This window comes from Microbacterium thalli, from assembly GCF_028737325.1.
Classification (GTDB): Bacteria; Actinomycetota; Actinomycetes; order Actinomycetales; family Microbacteriaceae; genus Microbacterium; species Microbacterium thalli.
In genome coordinates this window covers 832,065-855,244 of sequence record NZ_JAQZCH010000002.1, presented here as the reverse complement: position 1 = coordinate 855,244, position 23,180 = coordinate 832,065, and the positions used below count along the sequence as shown (strand labels likewise).

At 70.5% G+C, this 23,180-nt stretch carries 20 protein-coding genes; 16 read left to right on the top strand and 4 right to left on the bottom strand.

Annotated elements, in window-relative coordinates; all coding sequences use genetic code 11:
* Positions 1-22 precede the first annotated feature (22 nt).
* A complete protein-coding gene (locus PUW82_RS12155) occupies positions 23-1,801 on the top strand; it encodes a MinD/ParA family ATP-binding protein (RefSeq protein ID WP_274222541.1) in 1,779 nt (592 codons plus the stop codon).
* Position 1,802: 1 nt separating this feature from the next.
* Positions 1,803-2,294 carry a peptide deformylase gene (locus PUW82_RS12150; RefSeq protein ID WP_274222540.1) on the top strand — a complete coding sequence of 164 codons (492 nt, stop codon included), beginning with the start codon at positions 1,803-1,805 and terminating at the stop codon, positions 2,292-2,294.
* 82 nt (positions 2,295-2,376) lie between these two features.
* Here PUW82_RS12150 and PUW82_RS12145 read toward each other — a convergent pair whose 3' ends face one another.
* Positions 2,377-4,212 (bottom strand): AMP-dependent synthetase/ligase, encoded by a 1,836-nt coding sequence (locus PUW82_RS12145; RefSeq protein WP_274222539.1) that lies wholly within the window; start codon positions 4,210-4,212, stop codon positions 2,377-2,379.
* 144 nt (positions 4,213-4,356) lie between these two features.
* Here PUW82_RS12145 and PUW82_RS12140 point away from each other — a divergent pair, with 144 nt between their 5' ends.
* From PUW82_RS12140 to PUW82_RS12130, 3 genes are read left to right on the top strand one after another with little or no spacing between them, the layout of a single operon-like run.
* Complete coding sequence (locus PUW82_RS12140; protein WP_274222538.1) at positions 4,357-5,289, top strand: ROK family protein; 933 nt, start codon at positions 4,357-4,359, stop codon at positions 5,287-5,289.
* Positions 5,290-5,292: 3 nt separating this feature from the next.
* Positions 5,293-5,988 (top strand): lysophospholipid acyltransferase family protein, encoded by a 696-nt coding sequence (locus PUW82_RS12135; protein WP_274222537.1) that lies wholly within the window; start codon positions 5,293-5,295, stop codon positions 5,986-5,988.
* A gap of 46 nt (positions 5,989-6,034) precedes the next feature.
* Positions 6,035-7,369: a class II 3-deoxy-7-phosphoheptulonate synthase gene (locus PUW82_RS12130; RefSeq protein ID WP_274222536.1), complete on the top strand. Its 1,335-nt coding sequence runs from the start codon at positions 6,035-6,037 to the stop codon at positions 7,367-7,369.
* Positions 7,370-7,456: 87 nt separating this feature from the next.
* Here the strand turns inward: PUW82_RS12130 and pknB are convergent, their stop codons facing one another.
* Positions 7,457-9,412, bottom strand: a complete 1,956-nt coding sequence (gene pknB / locus PUW82_RS12125; protein WP_274222535.1) for a Stk1 family PASTA domain-containing Ser/Thr kinase — start codon at positions 9,410-9,412, stop codon at positions 7,457-7,459.
* A 74-nt stretch (positions 9,413-9,486) separates the two neighbouring features.
* Complete coding sequence (locus PUW82_RS12120; RefSeq protein ID WP_274222534.1) at positions 9,487-10,680, bottom strand: LysM peptidoglycan-binding domain-containing protein; 1,194 nt, start codon at positions 10,678-10,680, stop codon at positions 9,487-9,489.
* 137 nt (positions 10,681-10,817) lie between these two features.
* On the opposite strand from PUW82_RS12120, the gene PUW82_RS12115 reads away from it, so the two are divergent.
* The gene (locus PUW82_RS12115; RefSeq protein WP_274222533.1) at positions 10,818-11,168 is read left to right on the top strand and encodes an Rv2175c family DNA-binding protein; all 351 of its coding nucleotides are present in this window, start codon (positions 10,818-10,820) and stop codon (positions 11,166-11,168) included.
* An 8-nt stretch (positions 11,169-11,176) separates the two neighbouring features.
* Here the strand turns inward: PUW82_RS12115 and PUW82_RS12110 are convergent, their stop codons facing one another.
* Entirely contained in the window at positions 11,177-12,253 is a 1,077-nt protein-coding gene (locus tag PUW82_RS12110; protein ID WP_274222532.1) for a polyprenyl synthetase family protein, read from the bottom strand.
* A 67-nt stretch (positions 12,254-12,320) separates the two neighbouring features.
* Here PUW82_RS12110 and PUW82_RS12105 point away from each other — a divergent pair, with 67 nt between their 5' ends.
* The 10 genes from PUW82_RS12105 to murG all read left to right on the top strand — a co-directional run bounded on the left by PUW82_RS12105 (position 12,321) and on the right by murG (position 23,148).
* On the top strand, positions 12,321-12,692 hold the full coding sequence (locus PUW82_RS12105; protein WP_274222531.1) for a DUF3040 domain-containing protein: 372 nt from the start codon (positions 12,321-12,323) through the stop codon (positions 12,690-12,692).
* A 150-nt stretch (positions 12,693-12,842) separates the two neighbouring features.
* Positions 12,843-13,274 carry a division/cell wall cluster transcriptional repressor MraZ gene (gene mraZ, locus PUW82_RS12100; protein ID WP_274222530.1) on the top strand — a complete coding sequence of 144 codons (432 nt, stop codon included), beginning with the start codon at positions 12,843-12,845 and terminating at the stop codon, positions 13,272-13,274.
* A gap of 98 nt (positions 13,275-13,372) precedes the next feature.
* Positions 13,373-14,332, top strand: a complete 960-nt coding sequence (rsmH, locus tag PUW82_RS12095) for a 16S rRNA (cytosine(1402)-N(4))-methyltransferase RsmH (protein ID WP_274222529.1) — start codon at positions 13,373-13,375, stop codon at positions 14,330-14,332.
* Positions 14,329-14,943 (top strand): cell division protein FtsL, encoded by a 615-nt coding sequence (gene ftsL / locus PUW82_RS12090; RefSeq protein ID WP_274222528.1) that lies wholly within the window; start codon positions 14,329-14,331, stop codon positions 14,941-14,943. Before rsmH ends, ftsL begins: the two co-directional genes overlap by 4 nt.
* Before the next feature lie 5 nt (positions 14,944-14,948).
* Entirely contained in the window at positions 14,949-16,742 is a 1,794-nt protein-coding gene (locus PUW82_RS12085; RefSeq protein ID WP_274222527.1) for a peptidoglycan D,D-transpeptidase FtsI family protein, read from the top strand.
* A 29-nt stretch (positions 16,743-16,771) separates the two neighbouring features.
* Entirely contained in the window at positions 16,772-18,184 is a 1,413-nt protein-coding gene (locus PUW82_RS12080) for a UDP-N-acetylmuramoyl-tripeptide--D-alanyl-D-alanine ligase (protein ID WP_274222526.1), read from the top strand.
* The gene (mraY, locus tag PUW82_RS12075; protein WP_274222525.1) at positions 18,181-19,290 is read left to right on the top strand and encodes a phospho-N-acetylmuramoyl-pentapeptide-transferase; all 1,110 of its coding nucleotides are present in this window, start codon (positions 18,181-18,183) and stop codon (positions 19,288-19,290) included. Before PUW82_RS12080 ends, mraY begins: the two co-directional genes overlap by 4 nt.
* The gene (gene murD, locus PUW82_RS12070) at positions 19,287-20,831 is read left to right on the top strand and encodes a UDP-N-acetylmuramoyl-L-alanine--D-glutamate ligase (RefSeq protein ID WP_274222524.1); all 1,545 of its coding nucleotides are present in this window, start codon (positions 19,287-19,289) and stop codon (positions 20,829-20,831) included. The genes mraY and murD overlap by 4 nt, the downstream gene beginning before the upstream one ends.
* Complete coding sequence (gene ftsW, locus PUW82_RS12065; protein ID WP_420792751.1) at positions 20,785-22,065, top strand: putative lipid II flippase FtsW; 1,281 nt, start codon at positions 20,785-20,787, stop codon at positions 22,063-22,065. The genes murD and ftsW overlap by 47 nt, the downstream gene beginning before the upstream one ends.
* 9 nt (positions 22,066-22,074) lie before the next feature.
* Positions 22,075-23,148 (top strand): undecaprenyldiphospho-muramoylpentapeptide beta-N-acetylglucosaminyltransferase, encoded by a 1,074-nt coding sequence (murG, locus tag PUW82_RS12060; RefSeq protein WP_274222523.1) that lies wholly within the window; start codon positions 22,075-22,077, stop codon positions 23,146-23,148.
* Positions 23,149-23,180 lie beyond the last annotated feature (32 nt).

Sequence of the window (23,180 nt, the reverse complement as noted above, 5' to 3'; positions counted from 1 at the left end):
CCTGGAGTGGACGCAGCGAGACATGCCTGAGCGCAACGAGAATCAGCACGATGAGAACGACCCCGCGGTCCTCATCGACAGCGAGAGCATTCATACGACCGCGATCGGAATCATCGGTGGCACGGCCCAGGTCGACGTGACCCTTCCGCCGACCGACGAGGACGACTTCGACGATGCCGACGTCGTCGACGGCGAGGTGTTCGACGACCAGCTCAGCACCGGCGACATCCCGTTGGGCGCTCTGAGCGCGGCCGGCAACGAGCAGGATGCCGCGACCGACGCGGCAGCAGACGGCGACGCGTCGTCAGACGTGGATGTGCCCAACGAGATCGGTTCCCCTGAAGACACGGATGCGTCGGACGACACGGATGCGCTCGGCGACACGGATGCAGCCGAGAACGCCGCGGCCGTCGACATCGATGCCGCCGCGGGGGAGCCGGCCGACGAGCACGAGACGGATGACGACGTCATCACCGCGACCGTCGACGACGACGGCACCGAGGACTCCTCCGAGGTACCGACCGACGAGGTCGCCGAAGCGAGCGATGAGGTCGACGCCGCCGCCGTGGTGCCCCGCACCGGCGAGATCGTGACCGTCGAGGACCGGGCCGAGGCCGCCCCCGTCGACGACGAGCGTGCCGCAGCGGCGTCCTCGACGCGCGCACCCGTGGCCGAGACCGTCGTGGCGACGGTCGTGCCCACGACGACGGTCATCACCGGCTCCGTGCCCACCACCCGCCGTGAGGCCCATCAGGCCGCCGAGCAGGTCCGCCACGCGACCGAGCGTGTCCAGGTCGTCCGTCCCACCGAGCCCGTGCTGCAATCGCGCCGCATCGGCGACCTCGAGCCGGGCCGCGAGTCGTCCGACCTGCTCACCGCCGAGCGGCTGCTCGACCCGTCGCAGGTCGTCCGCGCCGAGCCCGAAGGGCGCTGGCAGCGCCTGGTGTACGCGGCATCCGGCCGCCGCATCAACCTCGGCGACAGCAAGCGCGCTCGTGCACGCAAGGAGCTGGACCGCCGCATCACGGCACCGCTGGTCGGCGGGGCGAAGTTCGTCCCGGTGCTCTCGCGCAAGGGCGGCGTCGGCAAGACGACTGTCACGACGCTGCTCGGCATGGCGCTTGCGGATGCCCGGGACGACCGCGTCATCGCGATCGACGCGAACCCCGACCGGGGGACGCTCGCCGACCGGATCGGCCGCACGAGCGGCAAGACCGTCCGCGACCTCGTCCGCACCAGCGGCGACGTCGTCGGGTTCAACGACCTGTCGTCGATCGTCGCCCGCGACGAGACCCGGCTGGACGTGCTGGCCTCGGACACCGACCCGCACGTGTCGGAGGCGTTCAGCGACCACGACTACGAGAACGTCGCCGCGATCGCCGCCCACTACTACTCGATCGTGCTGACCGATACCGGAACCGGCATCGTGCACTCGGTCATGGGTGCCACGCTCGGCCTTTCCGACCAGATCGTCGTCGTCGCCGGGATGTCGGTCGACGAGGCGCGCCTGGCCTCAGAGACCCTCACGTGGCTCGAGTCGAACGGGTTCGGCGAGGCGGTCAAGAGCGCTGTCGTCGTGCTCAACACGTCGCGTCCGGGGACGCCGATGGTGCGCGCGGACGAGCTCGAGACGCACTTCAGCTCGCGCGTGCGCGCGGTCGTCCGCGTGCCGTACGACCCGCACCTGGCCGCGGGCAGCGCTGTGACCTTCCGCGACCTCGACCCGGCCACCCGAGAGGCAGCCCGCACGCTCGCCGCGAGCGTGGTCGAGGGGCTCCGACGGAACGCGTCGGTCGCGTGACATGACGGTTCGCGCGATCCGGTTTTTCGGCGACCCCGTCCTGAAGTCGCCCGCCGCCGCCATCGACACCATCGACGACGGCGTGCGCTCGCTCGTGCGCGATCTGCTCGACACGGTCGAGCTGCCCGGTCGCGCCGGGGTCGCGGCGCCGCAGATCGGCGTGGGTTTGCGCGCCTTCAGCTACAACGTCGACGGCGTCATCGGCTACATCCTCAATCCGCGACTCGTAGAGGTCTCGGGCGACCCCGCGCTCATCGGAGAGGGATGCCTGTCGGTCCCGAACCTCTGGCACGACACGCTCCGCCACCCGTACGCCCGCGCCGTGGGAATCGATCTCGATGGGAACGACATCACGCTCGAGGGGGAGGGCCTCATGGCACAGGCGCTGCAGCACGAGTGCGACCACCTCGACGGCATCCTGTACCTCGACCGGCTCTCACCGGCCGAGCGCCGCGTGGCGATGCGTGAGGTGCGCGAGTCGTCCTGGTTCTGAGGCGGGGCGTCGCACCCCGCGATGCCGACGAGAACGGCCCGGCGGATGAGCGATCATCCGCCGGGCCGTTCTCGTCGGGCCGTCAGCCCAGGGGCACGTTGCTGGTCTTGACCGGCTCGTCGTAGATGTCGGAGATCTCGTCGGCGAAGTCGGTGAGGATGACGTTGCGCTTGATGCTCATCTTCGGAGTCAGGTGCCCGCTCGCCTCGGTCCACTCGGTGTCGAGGATCGTGAACTTGCGGATCGATTCGGCGCGCGAGACACCGCGGTTGGCCTCGTCGATGGCGCGCTGCACCTCGGCCCGCACGACGTCGTGCGTCGCGGCATCCGTCAGCGTCATGTCGCCCGCCAGGTTGTTGTTGGCCAGCCACGTCGGGAGCATCTCAGGGTCGAGCGTCACGAGAGCCGAGATGAACGGCTTCTGATCGCCCACGACGACGACCTGACCCACGATCGGGTTGGCGCGGATCGGATCTTCGAGCACGGCGGGGGCGACGTTCTTGCCTCCGGCGGTGACGATGATCTCCTTCTTGCGACCGGTGATCGTGAGGAAGCCGTCGTCGTCGAACGAGCCGATGTCGCCCGTCTTGAACCACCCGTCGTGGAACGCCTCGGCCGTCGCCTCGGGGTTCTGCCAGTACTCCGCGAACACGTTGATGCCGCGGACCTCGACCTCGCCGTCCTCGCCCAGGCGCACGCCGACACCGGGCAGCACCGGGCCGACCGTGCCGATCTTCGCCTTGGTGGCGAGGTTGACCGTCGCCGGAGCCGTCGTCTCGGTCAGGCCGTAGCCCTCGAGGATCGTCACGCCGAGACTGTGGAAGAAGTGTCCCAGGCGCGGGCCGAGCGGCGCCGAGCCCGAGACGGCGTACTGCACGCGTCCGCCCATGGCGGTGCGGAGCTTGCTGTAGACGAGGCGGTCGAACAGGCGGAACTTCACCTTCGTCAGCAGGGGGATCTTCCTCCCCTCCTGCAGCAGCCGCGAGTGCTCGATCGCGACGTGCGCGGCGGCGCGGAAGATCTTCCCCTTGCCGCCCGCCTCGGCCTTCTGCTCGGCCGAGTTGTACACCTTCTCGAACACGCGCGGGACGGCGAGCAGGAACGTCGGCTGGAACGATCCGAGCGCCGGCAGCAGCTGCTTCGTGTCGGGCTGGTGCCCGGTCTTGACCCCCGCGTGGACGTTGAGGATCGAGATGAAGCGCGCGAACACGTGGGCGGTCGTGATGAACAGCAGCGTGGAGGCGCCGCCCGGGTGGTTGACGACCTCCGTCAGCGCCTCGCCGGAGTTGCGGGCCAGTTCGACGAAGTTGCTGTGCGTGAGCACGCATCCCTTCGGGCGCCCGGTCGAGCCGGACGTGTAGATGAGGGTGGCGATGTCCGAGCCGACGGCCAGATTGCGTCGGCGCTCGATCTCGTCGTCGGCGACACCCCGTCCGCCCGCGCGCAGGGTGTCGAGGTCGCCCGCCCCCATCGTCCAGACCTCGCGGACGAGCGGCACGGTCGCGCGGATCTCGGCGATGCGGTCGGCGTGCTCGGACGATTCGGCGATGACCGTCGTCGCGCCCGAGTCGGTGAGGATCCACGCGATCTGCGATGCCGAGCTCGTCTCGTAGATGGGCACCATCACGGCCCCGGCGAAGAAGAGCGCGAAGTCGACGAGCGTCCAGTCGTAGGTGGTGCGGGCGATGAACCCGACCTTGTCGCCGGGCTCGACACCGGCCGAGACGAATCCCTTCGCGAGCGCGATGACCTCGCGCTGGAAGTCGGCGGCGGAGATATCGCGCCAGCCGCCGTTCTCCGGCACGGCGAACAGGGCGCGCGAGGGGCTGGCTTTCACACGGTCGACCAACAGGTCGGTGATGTTCGCGTCGGGGTCGGCGGGTACGACGGCAGGGACTTCGAACTGGACGGCGCTCATGGGCGGCAACTCCTTCGGTACCGGAAGCGTCTGGCAGGGTACAGACACTCTAGCGGCGACCCCGGCCCTCGACCCCGCGGTGGCGAAAGCGCGCCACTAGACTTTGCGGGGCGCCGCCGAACGGTCGGCGGAAAGGGACGACGAGTGCTCAACATCGGCATCGACATCGGCGGCACCAAGATCGCCGGCGGCGTGGTCTCCGCGGACGGCACGATCGTCGACCGGATCCGCGTCGACACCCCGACCGACACCGACGCCCTGGCGGATGCCGTTGCCGACATGGTCCGCCACTTCCGCGATTCGCACGACGTGACCGCGGTCGGTGTCGCTGCGGCCGGGTTCCTCGACCGCACGCGCTCGATCATGCGTCACGCCCCCAACATCGACTGGGTCGAGCACCCGCTGCGGGCCGAACTGGAGTCGCGCGTCGGCGTGGCCGTCGTCCTCGAGAACGACGCGAACGCCGCCGGCTGGGCGGAGTACCGCTTCGGCGCGGGCCGCGGCAGCGCGAACATGGTCATGCTGACCCTCGGCACCGGCGTCGGGGGAGCGGTCGTGATCGACGGCCAACTGCTCATCGGCGGACGCGGCGCCGCCGGCGAACTCGGGCACGTGCGCTTCGAACGCGGCGGACGCCTGTGCGGGTGCGGCCTGTACGGCTGCCTCGAGCAGTACGCCTCCGGTCGCGCGCTGCAGCGCGAAGCGATCGCCATCGCCGACGACCCCGAGCTCGGATCCGCACTGGCGCAGGTGCGCGACGAGCGCGGCTCCATCCCGGGCGACGCGATCTCGCGGCTGATCCTCGCCGACGACCCCGGCGCCATGGAGGCGCTGCACCGCGTCGCGACCGCTCTCGGCGAGTCCGCGGGCGGCTTCCAGGCGACGCTCGACCCCGAGATCTTCGTCATCGGCGGCGGTGTCGCGCAGCTCGGCGAGACGCTGCTCGCCCCGGTCCGCGCCGCCTACCGCGGTGCGCTGCCGGGCGGCGAGAACGCCGCACCCGCAGACTTCGCCATCGCCACGCTGGGCAACGACGCCGGGCTCATCGGTGTCGCCGATCTCGCCGGGGGGCGGTGACCGGTGTTCTACTGGCTGATGAAGTACGTCTTCATCGGACCGATCGTGAAAGCGGTCTTCCGACCGTGGATCGTGGGCCGACGCAACGTCCCCGCCTCCGGTGCGGCGATCTTCGCCAGCAACCACCTGTCGGTGAGCGACTCGGTCTTCCTGCCGCTCATGATCGACCGCCCGATGTCGTTCCTCGCCAAGAGCGACTACTTCACCGGGTCCGGCCTCAAAGGCTGGGCCACGCGTGTGTTCATGAAGGCCACCGGCCAGATCGCGATCGACCGCACGGGCGGCAAGGCCTCGGAGGCCTCCCTCAACACCGGTCTCCAGGTGCTCGGCCGCGGCGACCTGCTCGGCATCTACCCCGAGGGCACCCGCAGCCCGGACGGCAAGCTCTACCGGGGCCGCACCGGTCTTGCTCGCATGGCGCTCGAGGCGCGCGTGCCCGTGATCCCCGTGGTCATGGTCGACACCGACGCCGTCATGCCCATCGGGCGCAGCATCCCGCGCGTCGGGCGCGTCGGCATGGTCATCGGCGAACCGCTCGACTTCTCGCGCTTCCAGGGGATGGAGAGCGACCGGTACGTGCTGCGCTCGGTGACCGACGAGATCATGGTGGCGCTGCAGCGTTTGGGTGAGCAGCAGTACGAAGACGTCTACGCGTCGTCGGTCAAGGAACGCGCGGCGCAGCAGCAGCAGCAGGGCTGAGCGTCACACGGCCGAGGCGCCCGTCGCCGCGGACTAGACTTGCCCCGTGCCTACGCTGGATTCACTCGACACGTGGCGCGATCTTCCCATCAAGCAGCAGCCGGCGTGGAACGACCCCGACGCCGTCGCTGCGGTGTCGGCTGAGATCGCGACGCTCCCGCCCCTCGTCTTCGCCGGAGAGGTCGACATCCTCCGCGAACGCCTCGCGCGCGCGGCATCCGGAGAAGCCTTCCTGCTGCAGGGCGGCGACTGCGCCGAGACCTTCGCCGGCGCGACGGCCGAGAAGATCCGCAACCGGATCAAGACGGTGCTGCAGATGGCGGTCGTGCTGACCTATGGCGCCTCGATGCCCGTCGTGAAGATGGGCCGCATGGCCGGGCAGTTCGCCAAGCCGCGCTCGAGCGACACTGAGACCCGCGGCGACATCACGCTGCCGGCCTACCGCGGCGACATCGTCAACGGCTACGACTTCACGGCGGCCTCGCGCCAGCCCGACCCCGCGCGGCTGCTCAAGGGCTACCACACGGCGGCCTCGACGCTGAACCTCGTCCGCGCGTTCACGCAGGGCGGCTTCGCCGATCTGCGCGAGGTGCACTCGTGGAACAAGGGCTTCGCCTCGAACCCCGCGAACGCCCGGTACGAGGGCCTCGCCGGCGAGATCGACCGCGCGATCAAGTTCATGGAGGCGGCGGGAGCCAACTTCGACGAGCTGCGCGGCGTCGAGTTCTACACGGGCCACGAAGGCCTGCTGATGGACTACGAGCGTCCGATGACGCGGATCGACTCGCGCACGAACACGCCGTACAACACCTCGTCGCACTTCCTCTGGATCGGTGAGCGGACGCGCGAGCTCGACGGCGCCCACGTCGACTACTTCTCGAAGATCCGCAACCCCATCGGCGTCAAGCTCGGCCCCACCACGAGCACCGACACGGCGCTCGCGCTGATCGACAAGCTCGACCCCGAGCGCGAGCCGGGCCGTCTGACGTTCATCACGCGCATGGGTGCCGGAAAGATCCGCGACGCGCTGCCCCCGCTGCTCGAAGCGGTCAAGGACTCGGGCGCGACGCCGCTGTGGGTGACCGACCCGATGCACGGCAACGGCATCACGACGCCCACCGGCTACAAGACGCGTCGCTTCGACGACGTCGTCGACGAGGTGCGCGGCTTCTTCGAGGCCCACCGCGCGGTCGGCACCTTCCCCGGCGGCATCCACGTCGAGCTCACCGGAGACGACGTCACGGAGTGCCTGGGCGGCTCGGAGATGATCGACGAGGCGAGCCTTGCGACCCGCTACGAGAGCCTGTGCGACCCACGCCTGAACCACATGCAGAGCCTCGAGCTGGCCTTCCTCGTCGCCGAGGAGCTCGAGAAGCGCTGACCCGGGCCCCGCCCCCACGAACACTGCCCTGCACGCGGATCACCGCGGAGCAGGGCAGTGTCGTGTCGGCCGGCGGCCGGAGGGGCGTCAGCCGGTCGCGGTGATCTGCAGCGTGATCGTGGTGCCGCGAACGTGCATGCTGCCGCCCGCCGGATCCTGGGCCGTCACCTTGGTCAATCCGTCGGGCCAGATGTTCCACAGCGCCGAGTACGACACCTCGAACCCCGCGCCGCGGAGCGTCTCGGCGGCGGCGTCGCGCGTCTGACCGACGACATCCGGCACCTCGAAGAGCGGGGGACCGGTCGAGACGATGAGGGTGACGACGTCGCCGGGCCGCCAGTTTCCGTCCTCGTCCCGACCGAGGATGCCGATGACGTCGCCCTGGGCGATGCGGGTGCTCGCGTCCGTGCGGTTCTCTTCCGAGACCTCGAGTCCCGCGTCGGTGAGCGTCCGCGTGGCGCGCTCGACGCTCATGCCCGACACCTCCGGCACGGCGCCACGCGAGACGAGCAATGTGGCGGCGTCTCCCTGGCGGACGAGGCATCCTTCGGAGCAGTCGACCGGGTCACCACCGGCAGCGGGCTGCACGGATGCGCGGATGACGGTGCCCGCGGCGACATCCGGATCGAACTCCGCCTCGGCCTGGTCGGCCACCGCTACGACGTTCTGTCGCAGAAGCTCGCGTGCCGCCTCTTCGGTCTGACCCGAAAGGGCGGGGATCGACACCTCGGCGGGGCCACGCGAGACGTAGACCGTCACGACCGCCTCGCGATCGAGCCGCGCGCCCGGATCGGGATCGGTGCGGATCGTGAGCCCCTCTTGGACGTCGAGACTGCTCTCGCCCGACTCGGTGGCCTGCAGGCCCTGCGCGACGAGGGCGTCCTGCGCCTCGACGAAGCTGAGCCCGCGGACGTCGGGAACCGCGACGAGCGATCCCGGCCCGGAGCCGAACCACCAGCCCGCGCCGCCGGCGAGGGCGGCGAGGGCGATGACGAGCATGACGAGCCACGCGCCGCGCGTGCGGTTGCGACGCGACTGGCGGCGTAGCCGTGTGGCGTTGTCGACGTCCGTCGTGACGGGGGGCGCCGTGAAGGTGCCCGGCATCAGCTTGGTCACCTCGCCCGAACCGGAACCGTCGTCGTCGGAGACGATCTCGTGCGCGCCGGCCGGCGCCGTGCGCACGACCTGCGGGTATACGCCGAGCTCGCGCTCGATCTCGCGCAGGCGGTCGAGCATGACCTTCGCGTCGAGCGGGCGTTCGTCGGGTTCGCGCTCGGTCGCCCACAGGACGAGCTCGTCGAGCTGCTCGGGCACGCCGGGGTTCTTGGCGCTGGGCCGGGGAACCGAGTCGGTCGCGTGCTGATAGGCGATCTGCATGGGCTGTTCGCCCTTGTACGGCTGCTCGCCGGCCAGCATCTCGTAAAGAAGGATGCCGAGTGCGTAGATGTCGCTGCGGGCGTCGGCCGTGCCGCGAGTGACGAGTTCAGGGGCCAGGTAGGCGATCGTGCCGAGCAGCATCTGGCCGGTCGCGGTGTTCGCGGTCGTGGCGCGGGCGAGGCCGAAGTCGCCGATCTTGATGCGTCCGTCCTCGGCGAGCAGGACGTTCTCGGGCTTGACGTCGCGATGCACGATGCCGGCACGGTGCGCCGCGGCCAGTCCCGACAGGATCGCGTCCATGATCGTGATGGTCTGGGGGATCGTGAGGCGCTTCTGCTCGCGGAGCAGCTCACGCAGCGTGATGCCCGGCAGGTACTCCATCACCAGGTAGGCCATCTCGCCGTCCTGGCCCTGGTCGAACACGTTGACGACGTGCGGGTCGGCCAGGCGCGCGGCCGATCGCGCCTCCTGGATGAACCGGCTCTGGAAGACCGAATCGTCCGACAGGTGGCCGTGCATCACCTTCAGGGCGACGCGGCGCTCGAGCCGCAGGTCGGTCGCGACGTAGACCGTCGCCATGCCGCCGCGGGCGATGCGAGCACGGACGCGGTACCGCTGGTCGACCAGTCGGCCGATCAGCGGGTCGGTCTGCTGGCTCATGCTCACGGAGTGATTCTACGGAGCGGATGCCGCGAGCCCGGGCAGCGGCTCACCCTCGGGGCACCCGGGTTCGCCGGGTATCACCCGAGTGCGGCCAGCCAGAGATATGCCTGCTGTTCCCACTGGCCGTACCGCTCGGGGTGAGCCGACACCTGGACGGCCTGCGCCGCGTCGGTGAAGGGCAGGGACTCCCAGCCGGGGATGTCGAGCAGCCCGCGGGTGTCGGCGCCGTTCGGGTCACCGGCGCCACCGAAGAACGTCGCGGTCGATCGGACGGGGTCGCGCACCTGGTCGGGGGTTCCCCAGCCGGTGCTCGGTCGCTGCTGGAACAGGCCCAGCGAATCGCGGTCGCCCCAATCGAGGTTGCGGATCCAGGACTCCACCATGGCCGTGGCCAGGGCGATCGCGATGCCGCGGTCGGGCACCCCGCGGTCGCGTCCGACCTGAATGATGAGGCGGGCATTCGCGATCTGTTCGGCGTCCAGCCCGAGGTCGAGGGCCGGGGTCACCACCGCGGCGGGCGCCGCGGCAGCGCCGGGGATGACGAGGGACTGTCCGGGGTAGATGATCGAGGACCGGTCGAGAGCGTTGGCGGCGAGGACGGCGTCCAGGCCGAGGCCGTGCTGCGCGGCGATCGCCGACAGCGTGTCGCCCGCACCGACCGTGTGCGACCCGGCGGCGATGGGCGCCGCAGCGGGCACGACCGCGACGTCCGCCGCGGGAGTCGCCGGGCCGCTCCCGGGGACCGTCAGGGTCTGACCCGGGAAGATCACGGCGTCACCGGCGAGCCCGTTGGCTCCGAGCAGCTCGTCGACCCCGACCCCGGCGGCGTGGGCGATGGACCACGGCGTCTCACCGGCCGCGACGGTGTGCGAGCGGCCGGTGCCGCCCGGGGCCGCGGCGGTGGTGCTCGGGGCGGAACTGCCGGACAGACGGATGACGTCGCCGGGACGAATGACGGCGGACCAGTCCAGACCGTTCCAGGCCAACAGGTCGGCGGTGCGCAGCCCGTGCTGAGCGGCGATGCGGCTGACGGTGTCGCCGAGGCCCACCACGTGCTCGTCGGGCCGGCTCGCCGGCTGGACCGCGGTCGGCGCGGCCGGCCGCAGGGCCCGGGCGTCGTGACCGAACGGCGTGTCCCGCTGCTGAGGTTCCGCGGCGACCGCGGGCTGAGCACTCAGGCTCAGCGCGATCGAGCCCACGACGGCGGGCGCGACGACGCCGGTGAGTCGTTGCCGGACGCGGCGGGGGTGGCGGATCGGCTCGCGATGCACGGGGGTCCCTTCTCGGAGGTCTCCGAAACGCTGACACGGGCCTGTGAGAGGTGTCAACCGAAGTGACTGCTGTTACTGATGTGAAAGCTGCGGGCCGTCGTCATTCCGGCCCGCCGGGAAGGTGGGATAGTGAAGAGGTGAGCGATGCCGAAAACCCCGTCATTCCCGTGTCCTGGCTGAGCCTGCCCGAGGTCGTCGAGCTGACGGGGGAGTCGCTGAGCCGGGTCCGTCGCCTGCTGGATGAGAATCACCTCATCGGAAGCCGCCAGGACGGCGTCTTCCGCATTCCCGCTGCGTTCTTCATCGACGGCGCCCCGTTGTCGTCGCTGCGCGGAACGATCACCGTTCTGCACGACGCCGGCTTCTCGGACGACGAGACGATCGAGTGGCTGTTCGCTCGTGAGGAGTCCATCGGCATGGCCCCCATCGAGGCGCTACGCGCTGGACGCAAGACCGAGGTGCGGCGCGTCGCGCAGACGCTCGCCTGACCCGCCGATCAGGCGGAGCGCTGGATCGCTGCGTGCGCCAGTTCCCGGAGCGCGCTGATTCCTGTTGCCGTCAGCGGAGCGTCATCGAGCGCCGTCTCCGCCTCGGCGGCGAAGCGGGCGATGTCGCTTTCCAGGCGTTCGACGGCGCCGCTGGAGCGGATGAGCTGTTGCAGTCGCGCGATGGCGGCAGCATCCAGGCCGCGGTCGCCGAGCGCATCCTCGAGCTCGCGCCGGGACTCGGTGTCGAGGGTCTCGCACGCGTAGGCGATCAGGACCGTGCGCTTGCCCTCGCGCAGATCGTCGCCCGACGGCTTGCCCGTCACCGCGGCGTCGCCGAAGACGCCCAGGATGTCGTCGCGCAGCTGGAAGGCGAGACCCACGGCGTGTCCGAAGCTGCTCAACGCCTCGCGCTGCGCGTCGTCCGCTCCGCCCAGAGCCGCGCCGATGAGGATCGGCTGCTGCACGCTGTACCGCGCCGACTTGTACGACGCGATGCGCAGCGCCCGCTGGGCGTGCGAGCCCTCGGGGGCGGACGCGAACGCCGCCTCCTCGGCGACGTCGAGGTACTGCCCGACGGTCACATCGCGACGCATCGTGGCGTACTGCCGGCGCACGTCGGCGGCGCGTCCGTCCGTCACGATCGACTGCTCGAGCAGATCATCCGACCAGGCCACGAGCAGGTCGCCGAGCAGGACGGCCGCAGCGCGCCCGAACGGCTCGGCATCGCCGGCCCAGGCGGAGCGGCGGTGGTGGTTCTCGAGTGCGCGGTGCGCGGCGGGCCGGCCGCGGCGGGTGTCGGAGTTGTCGACGAGGTCGTCGTGGACGAGCGCCGCCGCCTGGAAGACCTCGAGCGAGGCGGCCACGCCGGCGACATCCTGGGTGCCCGTGGTGTCGCCGCCCACGGCCGCGAATCCGGCTGCCAGGAACCGAGCGCGCAGGCGTTTGCCGCCGTGGAGGCACGCGAGCGCCGCCTCGACGAAATCGACGGCCTCGTCGCCCAGGCCGGCGACCTCGGCCCGTCGATCCGCGGCAAAGCTTTCCAGTCGCTGGGAAACGGCGGAAATCGGGTCGGGCGAGGTCGTCACGGGCCTAGCCTAGTTCTCGTCAGCGCGCGTAGAATCGGCGCACGGGTACCCGAACAGAGGGGGATGCATGCCACTGTCAGAGCAGGAGCAGCGGCTGCTCGATGAGATGGAACGCCATCTCATGCGCAACGAGGCCGACGTGGTGAGCGCGCCCCGAGACGGGCAGTCCCTCAGCTACCGGAACATCGTCTACGGCGCGCTCCTCGTGCTGCTGAGCCTCGGCGGTCTCATCGTCGGCGTCTCGACCGGCATCATCGCGATCGGCGTCGTCGCCTTCGTCGTGATGGTCGCCGGAGTCGTCCTCGCGCTGACCCCGGCCCGCAACGGCACCGTGGGTCGATCGGCAGGCACGGCCGGCACGAAGAAGCCCACGAACTCCTCGGCCAACTTCATGGATCGCATGAACGAGCGCTGGGACCGTCGCAACGGCGAACGCTGACGACGCACCTCGACTGAAGAGCACCGACCTCCGGGTCGGTGCTCTTTTTTGTGCCTCGGGGGAGGGAGTGGCGGCGAACCCATAGTGGAGTGGAGGAAAGTGGAGTAAAGTGGCGTGTACCGACGGGCCGGGAGGGGGTGGTGGAGCACCATGCTTCTCGGCACGCACACCCCCAAACTCGACGAGAAGGGCCGCGTCATCCTCCCCGCCAAGTTCCGCGACGACCTCGGTCCCGGTGTCGTCGTGACCCGTGGCCAGGAGCGGTGCCTCTACGTCTTCAGCACGGTCGAGTTCGAGCGCGTCTACGAGCGCATCCGTGAGGCGCCGCTGACGAACAAGCAGGCGCGCGACTTCCAGCGCATGTTCCTCTCGGGCGCGAGCGCCGAGAAGCCCGACAGCCAGAACCGCATCACTGTGCCGCCGCACCTGCGTACCTACGCCGGCCTCGGGCGGGAGCTCGTCATGACCGGTGTCGGCGCACACGCCGAGATCTGGGACGCCGACGCATGGAACGCCTACGCCGCCGGCAACGAGGACGCCTACTCCGACATGCAGGAGGAGGTGATCCCGGGACTCTTCTGACCCGTGGCCGTGATCCTCAGCCGCTGGCCCTGACGCACTTCCCCGGTGTCAGGTCGCAGCGGAGGGGGATCAGGGCTCCGGATCGGACCCGCCGCATCATGACGAACTCCGACATCCACACTCCCGTCCTGCTCGAGCGCTGCGTCGAGCTGCTCGCCCCCGCACTCCAGCGCGAGGGCGCTGTCGTCGTGGACGCGACCGAGGGAATGGGCGGTCACTCCGAGGCCCTGCTCGAGCGCTTTCCCGACGCGCGGCTGATCGGACTCGACCGCGACACCGACGCCCTGCGCATCGCCGGGGAGCGGCTCGCGCGTTTCGGCGACCGCGCGCACCTCGTCCACACCGTCTACGACGGCATCGCCGATGCCCTGGCATCCGCCGGCGTCGACCGCGTCGACGGCATCCTGTTCGACCTCGGCGTCTCATCGTTCCAGCTCGACGAGGCCGGCCGGGGCTTCGCCTACGCGCAGGACGCGCCCCTGGACATGCGCATGGATCAGACCGCGGGCACGACCGCGGCCGAGATCATCGCGACGTACAGCGAGGGAAACCTGCGCCGGATCTTCGAGCGTTACGGCGAAGAGAAGCTCGCGGGCCGTTACGCTCGCGCCATCATCGAGGCGCGCGGCCGAGCTCCGCTCACGCGATCGGGCGAGCTCGTCGACGTCCTCGTGGCCGCGACCCCCGCGGCAGTGCAGCGCGAGCGTTCAGGGCACCCGGCCAAGCGCGTGTTCCAGGCGCTGCGCATCGAGGTCAACGCCGAGCTCGCGGTGCTCGAACGAGCCCTGCCGGCGGCGCTCGACGCGCTGAACGTCGGCGGACGCATCGTCGTGATGTCGTACCAGTCGCTCGAGGACCGCCTGGTCAAACGCGTGTTCGCCGACGCCTCGGCGTCGACGGCGCCCAGCGGCCTCCCGGTCGAGCTGCCCGAGCACGCACCGCGGTTCCGGCTGCTGGTGCGGGGCGCCGAGATGGCCAGCGACGAAGAACGTGAACGCAATCCGCGAGCGAAGCCGGTGCGGCTGCGCGCGGCAGAACGGGTGAAGGAGGCACTGTGAACGGCGACAACACCGCCCGCATCGAGTCGCAACTCGGTGACGACTTCTTCTCGGCCGTTCCCGGCCGCCTTCCGCGGGAGCGCGGGCGGGACGGCGAGCTGCGGCTCGTCTCGGCCGCGGCTCCACGTCGGCGTCCGCGCATGCTCTACGGAGTCGTCGCGGTCTCCGGTGCCGTCCTCATCGGGGCGGTGCAGATGGGACTGTCGATCCTCACCACGCAGACGTCGTACGAGATCTCGTCGTTGACGCAGCAGCAACGGCAGCTGACCTGGCAGAAGCAGATCCTCGAAGACGACATCGCGGGCCTCGGATCGCCGCAGTTCCTCGCCGCCAACGCCACCGCGCTCGGCATGGTGATCGCCGAAGCGCCGAACTACCTCCGGCTCAGCGACGGGGCCGTTCTCGGCACGTCGGCCGCAGCGGGCGGTGACTCCAACGTCGACGCGCTCGGCCGCGCCGCGGTCGGCAATTCGCTCGTGGCGGGGGTGCCGCTCATCACGGATCCGGCCGCGAGCCTCGAGACCGGCACGAGCGTCGACGAGATGGTCGGCGCCGATCGCGCGACACCCCCGCCCATCGCCGACGGCCTGCCCGCCCCGACCACACACTGAGACCCATGACGACACGAGCCACCCGCAGTCCGCGCCGCCGCACGGTGGTCGCGCTCCTGATCGTCCTCATCATCCTCGTCGCGTTCATCGTGCGCCTCGTCGACATCCAGGTCGTGAACGCCGACGACCACGAGACCGACGCCCGGAACCTCGCGATGGAGGTCGGCGCGAAGCTCTACGGCACGCGCGGTGACATCACCGACACGAACGGTGCGACGCTCGCCACCACCACGTCGGTGTACGACGCCAAGATCGATCCGAAGCTCGCCGTCGAAGGCATCAAGCGCAAGAACGACGCCGGCGAGACCGTCGTGGTCACGTGGTCGGAGCTGGCGACCGAGATCGCCGCGGTGACCGAACAGGATGTCGCCGAGGTCGAGGCGATCGTGACGACCGCCGTCGCCGCCGACCCCGAGTCGCGGTTCGCGTACCTCGACCGCGGCCTGTCCACGGAGCAGTACCGCGCGCTGGCGGACCTCAACCTGCCGTTCATCGGCTTCGACGCGCACCCGCACCGCACGTATCCCGACGGCGCGGTCGCCGGCAACGTCATCGGATTCGTCGGGTCGGACGAGACCCCGCTCGAGGGCGTCGAGGCGCTGCAGGACTCGTGCCTCGAGAGCAGCGACGGCTCGATCCGCTACATGCGCGGGCTCGACGGCGTCGTCATCCCCGGTACGCAGGTGCAGGATCCCGCCCCGGTCAACGGCGGCACCCTGCGGCTGACGATCGATCGCGACCTGCAGTGGTACATGCAGCAGCTGATCGCCGAGCAGACCCAGAACCTCGGCGCCGAGAGCGGGTCGATCCTGGTCGTCGAGGTCGCGACGGGCAAGATCCGCGCAGCGGCGGAGTATCCGAGCGTCGACCTCAACGACATCGCGAGCTCCGACCCCGCCGATCGCGGCAGCCGGCTGTTCCGCGACTCCTACGAGCCCGGCTCGACGTTCAAGCCCGTCACCGCGGCCACCGCGATCGAGGCCGCCGGCCTGACGCCGCTGTCGACGGCCTGGAGCCCCGACCGCATGGAGTTCCCCAACGGCGCGGTCGTCAACGACTCGGAGCACCACGCGGCCCAGAACCTGACCCTGACGGGCGGTCTCGTGACGTCCTCGAACGTCGCTCTGTCGCAGTTCGGCGCGCAGGTCGACCCCGCGACGCGGCTCGAGTACCTGAAGAAGTTCGGTGTGGGCGAGGGGACCGCGCTCAACTGGTCGGGGGAGCCCAAGGGCACCTACATCCCCACCGAGCAGTGGGACAACCAGACCTACTACACGACGACCTTCGGTCAAGCGTTCACGACCACCGCTCCGCAGGTCGCCAGCGTCTACCAGACGATCGCGAACGGCGGCGTGCGCCAGCCGCTGAGCCTCGTCGAGTCGTGCACCGCCTCCGACGGCACGGTGACCGAGCCCGAGCTTCCCGAGCCGCAGCGCGTGATCCAGGAGAGCACGGCCGAGCAGGTGAGCGTCATGCTCGAGAACGTGTTCACGCAGGGCACGCTCGCCGAGGACATCGCGGTGCCGGGGTACCGCATGGCGGGTAAGACCGGTACGGCTCAGAAGGTCGACCCCGAAACCGGCGCCTACAAGGACAACCTCTACTACACCTCTTTGGTCGGCTACGCGCCGGCGGACGATCCGAAGTATGTTGTCCTGACCGCATTCGATGAGCCCAAGACGCTGCGACTGTCCGCCGCGAACCGTCCCGCCTTCCAGAAGGCGATGACCCAGGTGCTCAAGCACTACCGGATCATGCCCTCGGACTCGCAGACGCCGTTGCTCCCCGTTACCCAGTGATGCGCCACCGCGCGTCCGAGGACTGAATCATGATCTCGCTGCCCCTGTCCGACATCGCCTCCGTGCTCTCGGGCACGCTCCATCTCTTCGGCGACGCCACCCCGCAGACGCAGGTCGCGGGCACCGTCGACACGGACTCGCGCAATATCGGACCCGGTGACGTCTTCGTCGCGAAGCCGGGCGACGCCACCGACGGCCACCTCTTCGTGCCGGCGGCCGCCGAGGCGGGCGCGGCAGTCGCGATCGTCGAGCACACCGTCGACGCCCCGATCACGCAGATCGTGGTCGCCGATGCGGTGACGGCGCTGGCCGACCTCGCCCGCGAGGTGGTGGCCCGCGTCCGGGCAGGCGGCGAGCTGCGTGTCGTCGGCATCACGGGCTCGAACGGCAAGACGACGACGAAGAACCTGCTCGCGCGCATCCTCGAGGACGAGGGGCCGACGGTCGCGCCGCGCGCCTCGTTCAACAACTCGGTCGGCGCGCCGCTGACGATGCTCCGCGTCGCCGACGAGACCCGTTTCCTCGTAAGCGAGTTCGGCGCCGACGGCTCGGGACAGATCGCGCGTCTGGCCGGGCTCGTCACGCCGGACGTCGGGGTCGTCCTCATGGTGGGCATGGCTCACGCGGGCGGTTTCGGCGGGGTCGAGGCGACCCTGCGCGCCAAGACCGAACTCGTGGAAGCGGTGCGCCCGGGCGGCGTCGCGGTGTTGAACGCCGACGATGCCCGCGTGGCGACGATGGCCCCGGTCGCTGCGGCTCGCGGCGTGCGGGTCCGGTGGTTCGGTCGCGGACCGGCCGCCGAGGTCCGGGCGGAGGACGTCGAGGTCGATGCATCCGGCACGACCTGCGTGGTCGTCGCGGGCGACGAGCGCGTTCCGATGCGCCTGCGCGTGCTCGGCGAGCACCACGTCATGAACGCCCTCGCCGCGATCACCGCGGCGATCGAGCTCGGTGTCTCGCTGACCGACGCTGTCGCGCGCCTCGAGACCGTCGAGCTCGCCGAGCGCTGGCGCATGCAGCCGCTGGGATCGGACGCCGTCCGCATCATCAACGACGCGTACAACGCCAGCCCCGACTCGATGGCCGCCGCGCTGCGGACACTCGCCCAGATCACCGGGCCCGACCAGCGCAAGGTCGCCGTCCTGGGCGCGATGAGCGAGCTCGGCGACTACGCCGGCGAGGAGCACGACCGAGTCGGCCTGCAGGCGGTCCGTCTGCGCATCGAGCGCATCGTCGTCGTGGGCGCCGAGGCGCGACGCCTGTACCTCGCCGCGGTCGGCGAGGGCTCGTGGGACGGCGAAGCGGTCTTCTTCCCCGATGCGGATGCCGCCTACGACTACCTCGTCGGCGAGCTGCGGGCCGGCGACCGCGTGCTGGTGAAGTCGTCGAACTCGGCGGGTCTGCGGCACCTGGGTGATCGTCTGGGAGAATTCTTCTCGTGAGATCCCTGCTGACGGCCGCGACGATCTCGCTCGCGTTCACCCTGTTCCTGACCCCGCTCTTCATCCGGCTCTTCGAGAAGCTCGGTTGGGGTCAGGTCATCCGCACCCCCGACGACGCGACGAACCCGAGCCACCACGCCAAGCGGGGCACGCCCACGATGGGCGGGATCATCTTCATCGTCGGCGCCGTCGTCGGCTATCTCATCGGAACCTTCACCGGGGGAGCGCCGCCGACCATCTCCGGCCTGCTCGTCATCTGGATGATGGTGGGCCTCGGTGTCGTCGGTTTCATCGACGACTACATGAAGGTGCGGCAGCAGCGCAGCCTCGGGCTCTCGGGATGGCGCAAGGTCGCGGGGCAGATCATCGTCGCGGTGCCGTTCGGCATCGCCGCGCTCATGTTCCCCAACGCCAGCGGTGAGACGCCCGGCAGCGCGTACATCTCGTTCTTCCGCGACATCGACTGGCTGTCGTTCATGACCCTCGGCGTGGTGATCGGCTGGGTGCTCTATCTCGCGTGGATCTCGTTCCAGGCGGTGGCGTGGTCCAACGCGACCAACCTGACCGATGGGCTCGACGGCCTCGCGACCGGCGCGGGCATCTTCACCATCTCCGCGTACAGCCTCGTCACGTTCTGGCAGTTCCAGCAGCGCTGCGCGAGCGGCGCGCTCGTTCCGGCGTACGAGGCCGCGTGCTACACGACACGCGACCCGATGGACCTCACGATCATCTCGGCGTCGTTCGTCGGCGCCCTCGTCGGCTTCCTGTGGTGGAACGCCCCGAAGGCCAAGGTCTTCATGGGGGATGTCGGCTCGATGGCCATCGGCGGCGTCATCGTCGCGATGGCGGTGCTCTCGCACACCGAACTGCTTGCGGTCATCATCGCGGGTGTCTTCATCATCGCTCCCGGCTCGGTGATCCTGCAGCGCTACTACTTCAAGGCGACGGGCGGTAAACGACTGTTCCTCATGAGCCCGTTCCACCACCACCTCGAGATGCGTGGGTGGCCCGAGGTCACGATCGTCGTGCGCATGTGGATCATCGCGGGGATGCTCGCGGTGGGCGGCGTCGGCCTCTTCTACGTCGCATGGCTGGCGGCGGTATGACCGCGCGAGTCGACTCCCTGACGAGCTGGAACGCCGACTGGACGGGCCTGCGCGTCGCGGTGCTCGGCCTGTCGGTGACGGGCTTCTCCGTCGCCGACACGCTGACCGAGCTGGGTGCACGTGTCCTGGTCGCGACGGAGGGCGCAGACGCCGAGTACGCCCGGCTGCTCCCGGTCATCGGTGCGACGCTCTACGACGGCAGCCTCCAGACGGTCCCCGACGCGCTCGTCGCTCACGCGCCCGAGGTGATCATCGCCTCGCCGGGCTTCCCCCCGCATCATCCGGTCATCCGCTGGGCGCGCGAGAGCGGCGTCGCCGTCTGGGGCGACATCGAGCTCGCCTGGCGCGTGCGCGACAAGGTCGTGCGTCCCGACGGGCGTCCCGCCGACTGGGTGCTCATCACCGGGACGAACGGCAAGACGACGACGACGCAGCTGACGGCATCCATGCTCGTCGCGGGCGGGCTGCGCGCTGCTCCGTGCGGCAACATCGGTGTGCCGGTGCTCGATGCCGTGCGCGACCCCTCGGGGTTCGACGTGCTCGTCGTCGAGCTCTCGAGCCACCAGCTCTGGTATCTCGGCCTCGCCGCCGAGGCCGGGCAGCCGTCGCCTCACGCGAGCGTCTGCCTCAACCTCGCGGACGACCACCTCGAATGGCACGGGTCCTTCTCGGCCTACCGCGACGCGAAAGCGCTCGTGTACCGCAACACGCGTATCGCGTGCGTGTACAACAAGTCCGACGTCGCGACCCGCGAGATGGTCGAAGAGGCAGAGGTGATCGAGGGATGCCGCGCCATCGGCTTCGACCTCGGCGTCCCCGGCCCGAGCGATGTCGGCCTCGTCGACGGCATCCTCGTCGATCGCGCGTTCCACGGCGAGCGGCACACGTCGGCGCTCGAGCTGACGACCGTCGACGAGCTCGCCGCGCGCGACCTGGCCGCGCCCCACGTCGTCGCCAACATCCTCGCGGCCGCCGCGCTCGCGCGATCGCTCGATGTCGAGCCCGCGGCGATCCGCGACGCGCTTCTCGCGTTCCGTCTCGATCCCCACCGCATCGAGGTCGTCGCACGGGCGGCGGGAATCACCTGGGTCGATGACTCCAAGGCCACCAACCCGCACGCGGCGTCCTCGTCGCTCGCCGCCTTCCCGGGCGCGGTCTGGGTCGTCGGCGGCCTGCTGAAGGGCGTCGACATCTCGGCGCTCGTCGCGGCCCGCGGGGGAGCCTCCAAGGCCGCCATCGTCATCGGCGAGGACCGGGCCGCTGTCGTGGCCGCGTTCGAGCGACACGCGCCCGCGGTGCCCCTGTTCGAGGTCGACGCGACTCAGACTGAGGATGTCATGGCTCGGGTCGTCGAACTGGCGGTCGGAGTCGCCGGCGAGGGGGACGTCGTGCTCCTCGCTCCGGCGGCGGCATCCTTCGACCAGTTCGCCTCCTACGCCGACCGCGGCCGCCGTTTCGCGCAGGCCGTACGGGAACGGATCGGAAGGGGAGACGGTGACCACGACACCGAGCAGCCCGATGGGTCCGACGGCGGACACTGACACCGCTTCGTCCGGGCGGGGGGGCTTCGCCGCGCGAGTGTCGCTCGGCCGCGTCTTCGCGCCCGTCCCGAGCGAGTTCCTGCTGCTGGCCTCGACGGCGCTGATCCTGACCGGCTTCGGTCTGGTGATGGTGCTGTCGGCCACCATGGCGACGGCCAACGCGAGCCCCTTCGACACCTTCCTCAAGCAGGCGGTCTTCGCCGCGGTGGCGATCCCGATGATGTTCATCGCCAGCCGGATGCCGGTGAGCTTCTGGAAGCGCATCGCGTGGCCGGCCCTGATCGTCGGCCTCCTGCTGCAGCTGCTGGTGTTCGTCCCGGGGCTGGGTGTCCACAACGACGGCAACACGAACTGGATCTCGATCGCCGGGTTCCAGGCGCAGCCGTCGGAGTTCCTGAAGCTGTCGCTCGCGGTCTGGCTCGGCTTCGTGCTGTACCGCAAGCGCACGCTCCTCACGAAGTGGCAGCACGTGTTCATCCCCGTCGTCCCGGTGGGCGCGCTCGTGATCGGCACGATCATGGCCGGCCACGACCTCGGCACGGCGATGATCGTCATGGCGATCCTCCTCGGCTGCCTGTTCTTCTCCGGCGTCAAGCTGCGCCTGTTCCTGCTGCCCCTGATCGGCGTGGTGGCGGCGGCGGCGGTGTTCGCGGTCACGAGCCCGAACCGCATGGCGCGCATCATGAGCTTCCTCAACGTCGACTCGACCGACTGCTACTTCGCCGACGCAGGCTCGTGCTATCAGCCGCTGCACGGCATCTGGGCGCTCGCGAGCGGCGGGATATTCGGGCTGGGGCTCGGCAACTCGCGCGAGAAGTACCAGTGGCTGCCGGCCGCCGCGAACGACTACATCTTCGCCATCGTCGGCGAAGAGCTCGGGCTCATCGGCTGCGCGGTCGTGCTCGCCCTCTTCGCCCTGTTCGCCGTCGGGGCCTTCCACGTCATCCGCAAGACCGACGACCCGTTCGTCCGCATCGTCTCGGGCGGCATCACCATCTGGATCGTCGGCCAGGCGCTCGTGAACATCGGCGTCGTGCTTCGGGTGTTCCCCGTGCTCGGTGTTCCGCTGCCGTTCATGTCGCAGGGAGGCACCTCGCTCATGTCGGTGCTGCTGGCCTGCGGCGTACTGCTGTCGTTCGCGCGGACGCTGCCGGTCCGCTCGCCGCTGCCCGGTGCGCCGGCCGGGGCAGTCGCGCGCGTCGAGCCCATCCGGGCCGGTGCCGCGCGCCGGTAGGCTCGATCGGTGACCACGTACCTCCTGGCCGGCGGCGGGACCGCTGGGCACGTCAATCCGCTCCTCGCTGTCGCCGACGCTCTGCGTGAGCGGCGCCCCGACGACACCGTGCTCGTGCTGGGAACCCGTGAGGGCCTCGAGTCCCGCCTGGTTCCCGAACGGGGCTACGAGTTGCTCGTGGTCGACAAGGTGCCCTTCCCGCGCCGGCCGAACGCGGCGGCGGCGCGCTTCCCCGTCCGGTGGCTGCGCGCCGTCGCCCAGGTGCGGGCGCACATCCGACGACACGGCGTCGACGTCGTCGCGGGCTTCGGCGGGTACGCCGCGGCGCCGGCCTACGTCGCCGCCAAGCGGGAACGGGTGCCCTACATCGTGCACGAGGCGAACGCCCGCCCCGGACTCGCCAACGTCCTCGGCGCCCGCGGCGCGGTCGCAACCGGCATCGTGTTCCCCGGCACGCCCCTGCGCGGGGCGCGTGTGGTCGGGATGCCGCTGCGACGCGAGATCGTCGACCTCGACCGGCGAGCACGCCGCGCCGAGGCCGCCGAGGCGTTCGGCCTCGACCCCGCCCGCCCCGTCGTGCTCGTCTTCGGCGGCTCGCTGGGCGCGCGCCGTCTGAACGAGGCGCTCGCGGGATCCTGGCGAGACCTCGTGGCCGCCGGCTGGCAGGTGCTGCACGCGACGGGGGAGCGGAACGAGACGGCGGCGCCGGCGGCATCCGACTACCGCGTCGTGCCGTACCTCGACCGCATGGACCTCGCATTCGCGGTCGCCGATCTCGTCGTCTCGCGCTCGGGCGCCGCGACGGTGAGCGAGGTCAGCGCGCTCGGCATCCCGGCGGTCTACGTCCCCTACGCGGTGGGTAACGGCGAGCAGGCGCTCAACGCCGCCGACGCGGTGCGTGCGGGGGCCGCGCGCATCATCGCCGACGCGGAGTTCACTCCCGAGCGGGTGCGCTCCGAGATCGTGCCGCTGCTCGCCGACGCCGCCGCGCTCGACGAGATGCACCGCGCGGCTGAGGCCGTCGGCACGCGTGAGGGCGCGGCGAACGTCGTCGCGATGCTCGACGAGGCGTCCGCCCGCTGACGGCGTCGCGACGGGCGTGGCGGGCGGGCGTC

Coding starts and splice junctions, on each gene's coding strand:
- PUW82_RS12155 (WP_274222541.1), top strand. CDS start 23: ATGCCTGAGCGCAACGAGAATCAGCACGATGAGAACGACCCCGCGGTC.
- PUW82_RS12150 (WP_274222540.1), top strand. CDS start 1,803: ATGACGGTTCGCGCGATCCGGTTTTTCGGCGACCCCGTCCTGAAGTCG.
- PUW82_RS12145 (WP_274222539.1), bottom strand. CDS start 4,212: ATGAGCGCCGTCCAGTTCGAAGTCCCTGCCGTCGTACCCGCCGACCCC.
- PUW82_RS12105 (WP_274222531.1), top strand. CDS start 12,321: ATGCCACTGTCAGAGCAGGAGCAGCGGCTGCTCGATGAGATGGAACGC.
- mraZ (WP_274222530.1), top strand. CDS start 12,843: ATGCTTCTCGGCACGCACACCCCCAAACTCGACGAGAAGGGCCGCGTC.
- rsmH (WP_274222529.1), top strand. CDS start 13,373: ATGACGAACTCCGACATCCACACTCCCGTCCTGCTCGAGCGCTGCGTC.
- PUW82_RS12085 (WP_274222527.1), top strand. CDS start 14,949: ATGACGACACGAGCCACCCGCAGTCCGCGCCGCCGCACGGTGGTCGCG.
- PUW82_RS12080 (WP_274222526.1), top strand. CDS start 16,772: ATGATCTCGCTGCCCCTGTCCGACATCGCCTCCGTGCTCTCGGGCACG.
- murD (WP_274222524.1), top strand. CDS start 19,287: ATGACCGCGCGAGTCGACTCCCTGACGAGCTGGAACGCCGACTGGACG.